This window comes from Kitasatospora sp. NPDC089797 (genome assembly GCF_040684795.1).
Taxonomy (GTDB): Bacteria; Actinomycetota; Actinomycetes; order Streptomycetales; family Streptomycetaceae; genus Kitasatospora.
Genome location: NZ_JBFBGS010000028.1, coordinates 20,361 through 32,739 on the forward strand (window position 1 = coordinate 20,361; position 12,379 = coordinate 32,739).

General features: G+C 74.4%; 12 protein-coding genes. 3 read left to right on the plus strand and 9 right to left on the minus strand.

All coding sequences use genetic code 11. The features are described 5' to 3' along the window. Positions 1–51: 51 nt before the first annotated feature. Genes AB0O91_RS23050 through AB0O91_RS23060 form a run of 3 tightly spaced genes read right to left on the minus strand, consistent with a single transcriptional unit; the run spans position 52 to position 2,862 of the window. Positions 52–732: a response regulator transcription factor gene (locus AB0O91_RS23050; RefSeq protein ID WP_363436223.1), complete on the minus strand. Its 681-nt coding sequence runs from the start codon at positions 730–732 to the stop codon at positions 52–54. Between the two features lie 11 nt (positions 733–743). After that, on the minus strand, positions 744–2,003 hold the full coding sequence (locus AB0O91_RS23055) for a DUF5931 domain-containing protein (RefSeq protein ID WP_363436090.1): 1,260 nt from the start codon (positions 2,001–2,003) through the stop codon (positions 744–746). 34 nt (positions 2,004–2,037) lie between these two features. Continuing rightward, positions 2,038–2,862 (minus strand): lysophospholipid acyltransferase family protein, encoded by an 825-nt coding sequence (locus AB0O91_RS23060; RefSeq protein WP_363436092.1) that lies wholly within the window; start codon positions 2,860–2,862, stop codon positions 2,038–2,040. 175 nt (positions 2,863–3,037) lie between these two features. Here AB0O91_RS23060 and AB0O91_RS23065 point away from each other — a divergent pair, with 175 nt between their 5' ends. Next, positions 3,038–3,832, plus strand: coding sequence for an alpha/beta fold hydrolase (locus AB0O91_RS23065; protein ID WP_363436093.1), 795 nt, complete (start codon positions 3,038–3,040; stop codon positions 3,830–3,832). Positions 3,833–3,842: 10 nt separating this feature from the next. Further along, positions 3,843–4,616 (plus strand): hypothetical protein, encoded by a 774-nt coding sequence (locus tag AB0O91_RS23070; protein WP_363436094.1) that lies wholly within the window; start codon positions 3,843–3,845, stop codon positions 4,614–4,616. A 10-nt stretch (positions 4,617–4,626) separates the two neighbouring features. On the opposite strand, the gene AB0O91_RS23075 is transcribed toward AB0O91_RS23070, so the two are convergent. The 5 genes from AB0O91_RS23075 to AB0O91_RS23095 all read right to left on the minus strand — a co-directional run bounded on the left by AB0O91_RS23075 (position 4,627) and on the right by AB0O91_RS23095 (position 8,907). Further along, positions 4,627–5,376: an endonuclease/exonuclease/phosphatase family protein gene (locus AB0O91_RS23075; RefSeq protein WP_363436096.1), complete on the minus strand. Its 750-nt coding sequence runs from the start codon at positions 5,374–5,376 to the stop codon at positions 4,627–4,629. Between the two features lie 231 nt (positions 5,377–5,607). Continuing rightward, on the minus strand, positions 5,608–6,549 hold the full coding sequence (locus tag AB0O91_RS23080; RefSeq protein ID WP_363436098.1) for an ROK family glucokinase: 942 nt from the start codon (positions 6,547–6,549) through the stop codon (positions 5,608–5,610). 192 nt (positions 6,550–6,741) lie between these two features. Further along, positions 6,742–7,182 carry a DUF5304 family protein gene (locus tag AB0O91_RS23085; protein ID WP_363436099.1) on the minus strand — a complete coding sequence of 147 codons (441 nt, stop codon included), beginning with the start codon at positions 7,180–7,182 and terminating at the stop codon, positions 6,742–6,744. 93 nt (positions 7,183–7,275) lie between these two features. After that, on the minus strand, positions 7,276–8,448 hold the full coding sequence (locus tag AB0O91_RS23090) for an ArsA-related P-loop ATPase (protein WP_363436101.1): 1,173 nt from the start codon (positions 8,446–8,448) through the stop codon (positions 7,276–7,278). A gap of 24 nt (positions 8,449–8,472) precedes the next feature. Then, positions 8,473–8,907, minus strand: coding sequence for an SRPBCC family protein (locus AB0O91_RS23095; RefSeq protein WP_363436103.1), 435 nt, complete (start codon positions 8,905–8,907; stop codon positions 8,473–8,475). A 345-nt stretch (positions 8,908–9,252) separates the two neighbouring features. Here AB0O91_RS23095 and AB0O91_RS23100 point away from each other — a divergent pair, with 345 nt between their 5' ends. Beyond that, positions 9,253–11,046, plus strand: a complete 1,794-nt coding sequence (locus tag AB0O91_RS23100; RefSeq protein WP_363436105.1) for an AMP-dependent synthetase/ligase — start codon at positions 9,253–9,255, stop codon at positions 11,044–11,046. A 51-nt stretch (positions 11,047–11,097) separates the two neighbouring features. Here AB0O91_RS23100 and AB0O91_RS23105 read toward each other — a convergent pair whose 3' ends face one another. Continuing rightward, entirely contained in the window at positions 11,098–12,234 is a 1,137-nt protein-coding gene (locus AB0O91_RS23105) for a glycosyltransferase family 4 protein (RefSeq protein WP_363436107.1), read from the minus strand. Positions 12,235–12,379: the final 145 nt, after the last annotated feature.

The following is a 12,379-nucleotide window of genomic DNA, read 5'->3' on the forward strand; positions in this document are numbered from 1 at the left end:
CACGAGTCGCCGGGCCTCCGGGCCAACGCCCGGAGGCCCCGCGGGACTTCGTCAGAGCTCCTCGTCCAGCCCCTGCTCGATCGCGTACCGGACCAGCTCCACCCGGTTGTGCAGCTGCAGCTTGCCCAGCGTGTTCTGCACGTGGTTCTGCACCGTCCGGTGCGACAGCACCAGCCGGTCGGCGATCTGGCGGTACGACAGGCCCTTGGCGACCAGCCGGAGCACCTCGGTCTCCCGGGCGGTCAGCTGCGGCGCCGCCGGCGCCGAGGCCGGGGCCGGCTCGGTGGCCAGCCGGCGGAACTCGCCGAGCACCAGACCGGCCAGGCCCGGGGTGAACACCGCGTCGCCGACCGCCGTGCGCCGCACCGCGTCCAGCAGTTCCTCCCGCCCGGCCGACTTCACCAGGTACCCGGTCGCGCCCGACTTCACCGCCTCCAGCACGTCCTGGTGCTCGCCGCTGGCCGACAGCACCAGCACCCGCACCGCCGGGTCCTGCGCCACCACCTGACGGCACACCTCGGCACCGGACAGCAGCGGCAGGTTGAGGTCCAGCACCACCACCTGCGGCGAACAGGCCCGGGCGCGGCGCACCGCCTCCTCGCCGTCGCCCGCCGTGGCCACCACGTCCAGGCCCGCCTCGGCCAGGTCGCGCGAGACGGCGTCCCGCCACATCGGGTGGTCGTCCACCACCATCACCCGCACCGGCCGGTCGGTGGTCGGCTGATCGGTCATCGGCTGGTCGGTCATGGAGAGGCCTTCCTCGGAACGCGCAGTTCGACCTCGACGCCCTCCCCGGGCGCCGAGTACAGCTCGGCCGTGCCGCCGAGATCCAGCACCCGGCCGCGGATGGACTGGGAGACGCCCAGCCGCCCGGCCCGCTCCGCCTCGCCGAGCCGGCCGGGGGCGAAGCCCGGGCCGTCGTCGCGGATGCTGACCGTGACGGCCGCCGGCTCGTCCTCCACCAGCAGCCAGGCCCGGGCCGACTCCCCCGCGTGCCGGCGGACGTTGTCGACGGCGGCGCCGACCGCCGCGGCCAGCTCGCCCGCCGCCCGGGCGGGCAGCAGCACCGGGCCGCCCGGGGCGGAGAGCGTGATCCGCTCGTCGGTGTACCGGCGCAGCAGCGCGGTCAGGTCCGTCGGCCCGGCGGGGTCGGACGCCTCGGCGGGGTCGGACGCCTCGGCGGGGTCGGTGTCCGGCTGCCGCTGGGCGGGCAGCGGGCCGCCGGTCATCAGCGCCCGCAGCGCGCGCTCCTGTTCCCCGGCGAGCCGGCCCAGCTCGGCGAAGACCCGGCCGCCGCCGCCGTCGTCCCCACGGTCGTGCTCCCCGGCTTCCGCGCCCCGGCGCTGGACCAGCGCGAGCACCTGGAGCACGCCGTCGTGGATGTCCCGGGAGAGCCGTTCCCGTTCCCGGGTGGCCGCCTCGACCTGGAGCGCCCGGGTGAGGGTCGCCTCGCTGGCCCGGGCCAGCTCGATCACGTAGCCGATCGCGCAGCCGGCCACCAGCAGCAGCACGATGTTGTGCACGTTGTCGCCGGTCGGGCCGCCGTGGCCGAGGATGTTGGCGACCCCGATCACCGCACCGGACGCCGCCGCCGGGCGCCAGCCGCCCTTGGCGGCGAAGCCCAGCACGGTGCCGGCGGCCCAGATGGTCGGCAGGGTGGGTGCGCCGTGGCTGATCCGGGCCGGGGAGTCGGTCAGCCCGCTCATCACGATGCCGGTCACGGCCAGCGTCAGGTCGACGCCCAGGACGTACCGGTTGCAGCGCTGGGGGTTGGCGAAGGCCCGGGTGGTGGCAAGCGTCCAGAGGATCAGCGCGCCGAAGTAGATCCAGCCCGCGACCGGGTGCAGGAAGTGCAGGTACGAGTTGACGTACCGGAGCAGGGCGTAGCACAGGGCCAGCACCCGGAAGTAGGAGATCGCCTTCCACAGCGGGAGCTCGACGGACATCCCGCCGGCCGCCACCGCACCGCCCACCGCGGCGCCCGTTCTCGCGCCCTCCGTCATGCCCCGGCCCCTCCCCTGGCCCCGGCCGGGTCGGTCAGGCCGACCCGGTGCCCTGCTGGTCCTGCGATCCGGCCTGCTCGGCTTCCGCCGCCTTCTCGGCCTCGGCCGCCTCCGCCGCCTCGGCCTTCTCCGCCTTCGCGGCGGCCCGGCGCTCGGCGTCGGCCTTCTTCTTCTCGTCGGCGATCTGCCGCTTGGCGGCGGTCGCGTAGATGTCCACGTACTCCTGGCCGGAGAGCCGCATGATCTCGTACATCACCTCGTCCGTCACCGAACGGAGGATGAAACGGTCGTTCTCCATGCCGTGGTAGCGGGAGAAGTCCAGCGGCCGGCCGATCCGGATGCCCGGACGGATGCCGAAGTTCGGGACCACCTGGCCGGGCGGCTGCACCTTCTCGGTGTCGATCATGGCGACCGGGATGACCGGCGCACCGGTGGCCAGCGCGACGCGGGCCAGACCGCCGACCTTGCCGCGGTACAGCTTGCCGTCGGGCGAGCGGGTGCCCTCGGGGTAGACGCCGAACAGCTCGCCGCGGTCCAGCACCGCGATGGCGCTGCGGATCGCGGCCTCGCCGGCGCCGCGCACGCCCGAGCGGTCCACCGGCAGCTGGCCGACGCCCTTGAAGAAGGCGGCGGTCAGCCGGCCCTTGAGGCCGGGGGTGTTGAAGTACTCGGCCTTCGCGATGAAGGTCACCCGGCGCTTGATCAGCGCCGGGAAGAAGAACGAGTCCGAGAAGGAAAGGTGGTTGCTCGCGATGATCGCCGCACCTTCGGTGGGGATGTTCTCCTCACCCTCGATCCACGGCCGGAAGAAGATCCGAAGCAGTGGCGCGACGATCATCTTCATCAGTCGGTAGAACAACCCGGGCCTCCTGTTATGCGGACCGGTCGATCCTAATGCCCCGCGGCGGTCCGCCGTGCCCGGGCCCGCCGAAGGGGGTGTACGTCCCGGCGCGGGGCGTGGGACGATGCGGATTCCTGCAGCTCCCCTCCCAGCGTCCCTCCCCCAGCGCCACCCGCCCGCGAAGGAGTCCGCCATGCCGCTGCTGCCCGGTGCCGAACCGTACCGCCACCGGGGCGGACCGGTCGGGGTGCTGCTGTGCCACGGCTTCACCGGATCACCGCAGTCGCTGCGGCCGTGGGCCGACGAGCTGGCCGCTGCCGGGTTCACCGTCTCGCTGCCGTTGCTGCCGGGGCACGGCACGCGTTGGCAGGACATGCAGGTCACCCGGTGGGAGGACTGGTACGCGACGGTCGAGCGCGAGCTGTCGACCCTCGCCGAGGAGTGCGAGCAGGTCTTCGTCTGCGCGCTGTCGATGGGCGGCGCGCTGGCCCTGCGGCTGGCGGCGGAGCACGGCCCGACGGTGTCCGGGCTGGTGCTGGTCAACCCCTCGGTGCGCTCGGACAACCCCGCGGGTGCGCTGCTCCCGGTGCTCCGGCACCTCGTCCCGAGCATCCCGGGGATCACCGACGACATCCACAAGCCGGGCGTGCGCGAAGTCGGCTACGACCGGACGCCGCTGCACGCCGCCTGGTCGCTGAGCCGGCTGTGGCAGGAGGTCCAGCGGCGGCTGCCCGAGGTGACCCAGCCGGTGCTGCTCTTCCACAGTCCGCAGGACCACGTCGTCTCGCCGGCCAACTCGGAACTGGTGCTGGCCCGGATATCCTCGACCGACGTGACGGAGCGGCTGTGCCAGCGCAGCTTCCACGTCGCGACGCTGGACCACGACGCGGCGGAAATATTCGCGGCGAGCCTGGACTTCATCCGACGGCTGGCTCCCGTGCACGCGGCGGGCGCCGACAGGGCCGAATCCGACGATCACCATGGCTGAAGGGCCGGAAGTGCACGAGAGCAGCACGGCGGGCGGCGGGGACGACCAGGCCCGCGAGGACGGCGGACGGACGGACGGGGCTCGAACGGACGGAGCGCCGAAGGACCCGACCGTCCACGGCGACGGCACCGTCCAGGACGGCACGGTCCAGGGCTCCGCGGGGGCGCCCCCGGCGGGCACCGACGGCACCGCCGCCGAGGACACTGCCGGAGCGGACGCCCCGGTGGAGCCCCGCCCGCGCCGCGGCACCCCCGAGCGCACCCAGGCCGAGCAGGACGCGATCTTCGCCGCCCTGGTCGCCCAGTTCGACGACCCGGTCGACCTCACCAACCCCAACTGGCCCGAGGTCGAGAACCTCCGGGCGCAGAACGAGCTCAAGGGCGGCTACAAGGACGGGACCGGCCCCAAGGACGGCCGCGCACCGGACGACGTCGCCGACCTCGCCCCGCAGCCCCGCCCCCGCTCGGGCCGCCCGGTGCTCCCGGCCGCGGGCCCGGGCCCGCGCGACTTCGAGCTGGCCGAGGACAGCGACGAGGGCCACTTCGTCCCGCCGGAGCCCCCGCCGCTGCCGCCCGCCGACGTGACCGCCAAGTTCGCCTGGCTCGCGGTGCTCGGCGGCCCGGCGCTGCTGCTGATCGACGCGGTGGTGTGGCGGGAGATCTCCGGCTGGCCCGCGTGGGTCGGGATCACCGCCTTCCTCGGCGGCTTCGTCACCCTGGTCGCCCGGATGAAGGACCGCGACGAGGACGAACCGGAGGACCCGGACCACGGCGCCGTCGTCTAGGGGCCTGTCCCTAGACGGCCTCCGGGAGTTCGAGCACGGCGAGCACCGGCAGGTGGTCGGTCGCGGCCCGCAGGTCGGCCCCGGTGACACCGGGCAGCCCGTGCGGCACCCCGCAGCCGAGCACGGTGATCCCGGGCGTGGCGAAGACCGCGTCGATCCGCTGGTACGGGTTCTCCGGTACGGAGGTGAACTCGCCGCCCCACGGCGCGGTCGGGTGGCCGTCCTGCAGCCGGGAGGCCAGCAGCTGCCAGCCGGGCCCGTCCGGGTGTTCGTTGAAGTCCCCTGCCACGATGCCCTGTTCGGCGATCGCGAGCTGGTCGAGCAGCAGCTCGAACTGCCCGTACCGCTCCTCGGGGTCCAGGCTGAGGTGGCAGCTGGTGACGCCGAACGGCGCGGCGCCCGGCAGCCGCAGCAGCGCCGTGGCGAAGCCGCGGGCGTGCAGGCCGCGGGTCTTGGGCAGCAGCCGGTCGTGCACGCCCAGCAGTTCCACCGCTCCGGGCCGGCCGAGCAGCAGCGGGCCCGCGGCGGTCCGGCCGCCCCCGGCGAGGACCACCGTCCCGGTGCTGCGGGCCAGCCAGGCCGCCTGGCCCTCGGGGCGCCAGTAGCGCGGCGACTCCTGGATGCAGACCAGGTCGGGCGCGCAGGCCCGGACCACCCGCGCCAGCGCCCGCCGGTCGTCGCGCAGCGAGCGGATGTTGTAGCTGAGCAGGCGCAGTCGGCGCGGGCCACCCGGCGGCGGCTCGACGGGTACGGCGGTCATCTGTGGTCCTCCCCTGGGTGCGGTCACCACGGAGGACGCTAGGGCCTCCCCGCCGGATCCCGGCGGATCAGCGCGCGGGGTCGGGCGCCGGGCAGGGCCCGGACGAGGGACCCGGTGCGACGACGGCGGCGCGTCCGGGAGCGGTCGGGGCCCGGTCGCGCCGCCGTCGGCGGGTCTCACGCCCCCTCCGGGTCCGAGGACCGGCGGAGGGGGTCAGCAGGTGGGGAACGGTCAGGTGCGGGCGAGGTCCGCCGCGCCGACGATGCCGGCCGCGGAGCCCATCGAGGCGAGCACGACCTCGGCGCGCGGGCGGTGCACCCCGCCGGTCAGGTAGTGCTCGAAGGCCTTGGCGACCGGGTCGAGCAGCAGCCGGCCGGAGTCGGAGACGCCGCCGCCGAGGACGAAGACGCCCGGGTCGAACAGCGCGGCCAGGTCGGCCATGCCGCGGCCCAGCCAGTCGGAGAGCTCGGCGTAGCACTCCAGGGCGAGCGGGTCGCCCGCCTCGGCCGCCTCGGTGATGTGGATGCCGCGGATGGTCTCGGCGACACCGTCGTTGAGCTCCAGCATCCGCCGGCCGCGCACCGGGTCGGCCGCCGCCTTCTCCCGGCCGTAGCGGCGCAGCGCCCGTCCGGAGCCGTACTGCTCCCAGCAGCCCTTGCCGCCGCAGCCGCACTGCAGGCCGTCCGGGACCATGTTGAGGTGGCCGATCTCGCCGGCGACGCCGAAGCGGCCGCGGTGCAGCCGTCCGTCGAGCACGATGCCGCCGCCGATGCCGGTGCCGACGGTGATCAGCACCATGTCCTGGTGGTCGGCGGCCGCGCCGAACCGGAACTCGGCCCAGGCGGCGCAGTTGGCGTCGTTCTCGACCACCGCGGACAGGCCGGTGAGCTCCTCGATCCGGCCGCGCAGCGGCTCGTTCTCCCAGTCGATGTTGGGCGCGAAGATCACCGTGGAGCGGTTGCTGTCGACGAAGCCGGGGGCGCCGACGCCGACGGCGTTGACGCCGGGGTGCTGCTCCTTGAGTTCGCGCACGGCCTGCGCGATGGCGTCGACCGCCCACTGCGGGTCGGCCGGGGTGGGCACCCGGGTCCGGGCGAGGATCGCGCCCGCCTCGTCGACCACGCCTGCCGCGATCTTGGTCCCGCCGACATCGACGCCGATGGTCAGAGCCATGTGTCCCTCAGCTATTCACTCGTTCCCGCTGGACGGAACGGTACCGCCCAACCCTGCCCCCGTACACAGCCTCGCATACATTATCCGAAGCCAATTCCGGGAAAGCCGGGCCGTGAAGCTTCAAAAGTCGTATCTAATCTCCATCTTCGTGACGTAAGAGAGCAACGCGATCACGCTCCGAAAGTTACGGATTCACTGCTTGGCGGACGGCCCGTCAGCCCCGTCGGCCCCGTCGACGTCGGCGGCCGCCGCCCGGCCCGGTGCGTCGAGGTCGATCTTCTCCACCGGCGCCCCCTCCCCGGAGGTCCAGCGCTGCTCGTGCCCGGCCACCGCGGCGCGGTAGGCGGCCAGCAGTTCGGCGCCCGCGGCGGCCAGCCCGGAGCCGGCCGCGGCGAGGTGGGTGTAGACCTCCGGCTGCTGGGTGCGCAGCCGGTCGGCCAGCCCGGACAGGCCGATCAGGGTGGTGGCGCCGGCCTCCTGGGCCTTCTCGCCGACGGCGGTGGCGAACCGGCGGACCTCGTCCACCAGCGGGCCCAGCTCCGGCCCGAACGGGTGGGACGCCCCGCCGCCCTCCTGCTGCGCCCCGCCGTCCTGCTGCGTGCCGGGCTCGGTACGGTCGTCGGTGCTGGTCATCGCGGGCGCCTCCTCAGCCGTGGCCGCACCCCGCGGCCCTTCGGCCCGACGCTACCCGACCGGCCGGGTCACCCGAAAAGCCCGGAACGCCCGTCAGCCCTGCGGCCAGAGCGCCGGGTCGGGTGCGAACCGCACCGAGAGCACGCCCTCGTGCAGTCCGGCCCCGGCGACGGTGCAGCGGCGCAGTGCGGCGGGCAGCGGGAGCACCCGGCGGTGGGCGCCGAGGCCGACCACCAGGTCGTCGCCCCGGCGGACCAGGTCCAGACCGGCGCGGTCGGCGCCGGGCAGGTCGAGGTGCCAGACCAGCAGGCCCTCCTCGGCGAGCCGGTCCTCGACCGGCCAGGGCTGCGGTTCGAGCCGCTCGGGGCCGGGCGCGTTCCCGTACAGGCGGTCGGCGACGGCCTCCAGGGTGCCCTCGGCCGGGCCGGTGACCAGCACCGGGGCGTCCGTCACGGCGATGAGCCGGTCCAGTTCCTCCTGGCGGCGGCGGGCCAGCCCGGCCAGCCAGGGGTCGGGCGAGGCGAGGGCGGCGGGCGGCAGCGCGCCGTGCACCACGACGGCGTCCGGCCGGTGCCCGTACAGCGCGAGCCCGGCCCGGACCCGCCGCAGCTGCTCGTACGGGTGGCCGTCGGCGGAGACCACCAGGCGCACGGTGGTGCCCGGGTCGCCGATCGCGGCGCGGGACTCGGCCAGCACCGCGGCGGCCCTGGTCCGCCCCTCGTACAGCCACTCGGCGGGCATCGGGACGCCGGCCAGCCCGGCCAGCAGCGGGCGCAGCGCCCGGGCGGCCTGGCGCTGCTCGGGGACCAACCGGTCCAGGTAGCGGGCCAGCTGCTCGGGCAGGGCGAGGGTGGCGATCAGTTCGGCGGGCGACGGCGCGAGCACCACCAGGACGTCCTGGTCGGCGGCGGGCAGGGCGCGCAGCAGGGCGAGCCGGGCGATGCCGGGGAGGGCGGTCAGCTCCTCGGGGTCGAGCTGTTCGGCGCCGAGCAGGTCGAGGGCGGGCTTGAGCCGGCCGGTGAGCTCGCCGACGGCGTAGCGGAAGGCGGCCTGCTCGTCGATCCGGGAGACCGTCAGGCCGGGCGCGTAGCCGTACGGTTCGGGTTCCAGGCGGACGCCGAGCGCGGTGTCCAGGGCGCGGTGCGGGTCGTCGGCGGCCAGCAGCCAGGTGCGGTGGCCCTGCCCGGCGGCGTGCAGGGCGGTGGCGGCGGCCACCGCGGGCGCGCCCGCGTCGCCGCTGACCAGGATGGTGCGTTTCGCCGTCATGCCGTCAGCCCCCGTTCCGCCGCGTCAGCCCTCGACGCGCTTCTTCAGCCCGGCCAGCGCGCGGTCGATGATGACCTTCTCGGCCTTGCGCTTGATCATGCCGAGCATCGGGATCTTGACGTCCACGGCGAGCTGGTAGGTGACCTCGGTCCGGCCGCCGGCCAGCGGGGCGAGGGTGTAGGAGCCGTCCAGTGAGCGGAGCATCTGGCTGCGGACGAGGGTCCAGCCGACCTCGCGGTCGCCGTCCCAGGTGTAGGCGAGGACGTGCTCGTCGCGGATGGCGCCGGCGTCGAGCAGCAGGCGGACCTTGGCGGCACGGCCGTCCTCGCCGGCCTCCAGGACCTCGATCTCCTTGACCTCGCCGGTCCAGGCCGGGTAGGCGGCGAAGTCGGCGATCACGGCCATGACCGTGGCCGGGGTCGCGTCGATGGTGATGCTCGACCTGGTGTGCTCCGCCATGGAATGGCCCTCCGCGTCGTCCCTCTGGCTGCCGGTCCGGTCGAGGCGCGCTCGATCCGATCCGCCCGGAGCAGGCTATCGCGACCGGCGATCGACTCGGCCGCACGGGCACCGGCGACGGCGGCCGGGGCACCGGCCACGGGCCGTGCGGGCCCGGCGGGCGGGCATGCTACCGGCCGGTCACCACGGGGCTGTCGTAGGGTGCCAGTCGAACGACCCGGTCACGGCCTGGTCCGACCCGGCCGGGTGTGACACTTCGAACACCGGGGCCGACCCCTCTGGTCGAAGCTGCCTACCGGGCAGTAACGTCCTGCCGTCCCGCAGCGTCGCGAACGAGGAGCAGTCTTGCTCGACTTCAGCCTTCCGGCCCTCTATCAGGTACCGAGCGGCGGTAACCTCGCCGACCCTGTGCACCGGAACGCCGAGGAGCACCCGGACGTCGCGGTGCTCAGCCGGAAGGTGGACGGCCGCTGGCAGGAGTTGACCTCGGTCCAGTTCCTCGCCGAGGTGCACGCCGCCGCGAAGGGCCTGATCGCCGCGGGCATCGCACCCGGCGACCGGGTGGGCGTCATGTCCCGCACCCGGTACGAGTGGACGCTGCTGGACTTCGCGATCTGGACGGCCGGCGCGATCACCGTGCCGGTGTACGAGACCTCCTCCGCCGAGCAGGTCGAGTGGATCCTCGGCGACTCCGGCGCGGTCGCCGTGATCACCGAGAGCGCCCAGCACGACCGGGTGGTCGACGAGGTCCGCGACCGGCTGCCGGAGCTGAAGCACACCTGGCAGATCGAGGGCGGCGCACTGGCCGCGCTCGCCGAGGCCGGGCAGGACGTCCCGGAGGCGACGGTCCGGGAGCGCCGCTCGATCGCCGGCCCCGACGACATCGCCACCATCGTCTACACCTCGGGCACCACCGGCCGCCCGAAGGGCTGTCAGCTGACCCACGGCAACTTCCTGGCCGAGTGCGGCAACGTGGTCGAGCGCCTGGCCCCGCTGTTCCGCACCGGCGAGAGCTCGGTGCTGCTCTTCCTCCCGCTGGCCCACGTGCTCGCCCGGATCGCCGAGATCGCCCCGGCGATGGCCCCGATCAAGCTGGGCCACGTCTCCGACATCAGGGACGTCACCGCCGAGCTGGCCGCCTTCAAGCCCACCCTGATCCTGGGCGTGCCCAGAGTGTTCGAGAAGGTCTACAACACCGCCCGCGCCAAGGCCCAGGCCGACGGCAAGGGCAAGATCTTCGACAAGGCCGCCGACACCGCGATCGCCTACAGCCGGGCGCTGGACGCCGGCGGCGCGGGCCTGGTCCTGCGGCTCAAGCACGCCGTCTTCGACAAGCTGGTCTACAGCAAGCTGCGCGCCGCCCTCGGCGGCCGGGCCACCCACGCGATCTCCGGCGGCGCCCCGCTCGGCGAGCGGCTGGGGCACTTCTACCGGGGCATCGGCTTCACCGTCCTGGAGGGCTACGGCCTGACCGAGACCTGCGCGGCCACCGCCTTCAACCCGTGGGACAGGCCGAAGATCGGCACGGTCGGCCAGCCCGTCCCCGGCGCCTCCGTCCGGATCGCCGAGGACGGCGAGGTCTTCTTCAAGGGCCCGCACGTCTTCACCGGCTACTGGAACAACCCGCAGGCCACCGCCGACGCCCTCAAGGACGGCTGGATCGCCACCGGCGACCTGGGCGCGCTGGACTCCGACGGGTACCTGACCATCACCGGCCGCAAGAAGGAGATCATCGTCACCGCGGGCGGCAAGAACGTCGCCCCGGCCGTGATCGAGGACCGCATCCGGGCCCACGCCCTGGTCGGCGAGGTCATGGTGGTCGGCGACCGCAAGCCCTTCATCGCCTGCCTGGTCACCGTCGACCCGGACTTCTTCCCGAAGTGGAAGGAGCTCAACGGCAAGCCCGCCACCGCCACCGTCGCCGAACTGGCCGACGACCCGGACCTGCTGGCCGCCCTGCAGTCCGCGGTGGACGACGGCAACGCGGCCGTCTCGCACGCCGAGGCGGTCAAGAAGTTCCGCCTGCTGGACACCGAGTTCTCCGAGGAGAGCGGCCACCTGACGCCCTCGCTCAAGCTCAAGCGCAACGTCGTGCTGAAAGACTTCGCCGCCGAGATCGAGGCGCTCTACAAGAAGTAGGACCGCTACGGCGAGGGGCCCCGGGGAACTCCCCCGGGGCCCCTCGCCGGGTCAGCCCGCGAGCAGCGAGGTCAGCCGCCCGGCCAGCAGGTCCCAGCGCCAGGAGCGCTCCACCCAGCGCCGCCCGGCCTCACCGAGCCGGCGGCGCAGCTCCTCGTCCCGCAGCAGCCGGACGATCCGCTCCGCGGACGCCTCGGCCGAGCCGCCCGGCACCACGTACCCGGTCTCGCCCTCCAGCACCGCGTCCGGCGCCCCGCCGGAGTCCCCCGCGACCACCGGCAGGCCGGTCGCCGAGGCCTCCAGGTAGACGATCCCCAGGCCCTCCACGTCCAGCCCGCCGCGCCTGGTCCGGCAGGGCATCGCGAAGACGTCCCCGGCCCCGTAGTGGGCGGGCAGCTCCGCCCAGGGCACCGAGCCGGTGAACCGCACCGAGGCCCGCACGCCCTTGGCGTCCGCGAGCTTCTCCAGGTCCGCCCGGTACGGCCCGCCGCCGACGATCAGCAGCACCGCGTCCGGCACGTCCGCCAGGATCCGCGGCATCGCCTCGATCAGGGTGTCCTGGCCCTTGCGCGGCACCAGCCGGGAGACGCAGACCACCACCGGGCGGTCCGCCAGCCCCAGCCGGCGGCGCACCTCGGCGCCCCCCGAGCCGGGGTGGAAGGTCGTCTCGTCCACGCCCGGCGGCAGCTGCACCATCCGGGCCGCGGCCCGCGGCCCGACCGCGGCGGCGATCCGCGAGCGGGTGTACTCGCCCAGGTAGGTCAGCACGTCGGTGCCCGCACCGATCCGCCGCAGCAGCTGCCGGGAGCCGGGCAGCTGCGCCCAGGCGGCCTCGTGCCCGTGGGTCATGCCGAGCAGCCGCCCGGCCCCGGCCCGGCGCAGCGCGGGCGCCATCAGGCCGAGCGGGGCGGCCGCGCCGAACCAGACCGAGTCGCACTGCTCCGCGCGCAGGATCTCGGCGGCCCGCCGGGTGACCCGCGGTGTGGGAACCATCACCTTCGTGCGGTCCCGGATCACCGGGAACGGCTGCTCGGCGTCGAAGCGCCGCACCTCGGTGCCGTCCCGCCAGGTCGAGGCGTACACCACGATGCTCCCGGCGGGCTGACGGACAGCCATGTTGTGCACGAAGGCCTGGATGCCTCCCGGGCGGGGCGGGAAGTCATTGGTGACGATCAAGGTTCTGTGCATCAGGCCACGGCTCGCTCGGTCGGGGGGTGCTCGGTGTACCGCTGGGTGATCCGTACGATAGGTCAACACCATGACCCGCCGGGAACGGAACCGCGCACGGCAACCGTTTGACCCCCGGGTCAGTCCTAGTACCTAGGCCGCGGAC

Bases quoted from the DNA above. Each gene is read 5' to 3' on its own strand.
- AB0O91_RS23105 (WP_363436107.1), bottom strand. From the start codon at position 12,234: ATGCACAGAACCTTGATCGTCACCAATGACTTCCCGCCCCGCCCGGGA.
- AB0O91_RS23075 (WP_363436096.1), bottom strand. From the start codon at position 5,376: ATGACCGCCGTACCCGTCGAGCCGCCGCCGGGTGGCCCGCGCCGACTG.
- AB0O91_RS23065 (WP_363436093.1), top strand. From the start codon at position 3,038: ATGCCGCTGCTGCCCGGTGCCGAACCGTACCGCCACCGGGGCGGACCG.
- AB0O91_RS23080 (WP_363436098.1), bottom strand. From the start codon at position 6,549: ATGGCTCTGACCATCGGCGTCGATGTCGGCGGGACCAAGATCGCGGCA.
- AB0O91_RS23085 (WP_363436099.1), bottom strand. From the start codon at position 7,182: ATGACCAGCACCGACGACCGTACCGAGCCCGGCACGCAGCAGGACGGC.
- AB0O91_RS23095 (WP_363436103.1), bottom strand. From the start codon at position 8,907: ATGGCGGAGCACACCAGGTCGAGCATCACCATCGACGCGACCCCGGCC.
- AB0O91_RS23050 (WP_363436223.1), bottom strand. From the start codon at position 732: ATGACCGATCAGCCGACCACCGACCGGCCGGTGCGGGTGATGGTGGTG.
- AB0O91_RS23090 (WP_363436101.1), bottom strand. From the start codon at position 8,448: ATGACGGCGAAACGCACCATCCTGGTCAGCGGCGACGCGGGCGCGCCC.
- AB0O91_RS23055 (WP_363436090.1), bottom strand. From the start codon at position 2,003: ATGACGGAGGGCGCGAGAACGGGCGCCGCGGTGGGCGGTGCGGTGGCG.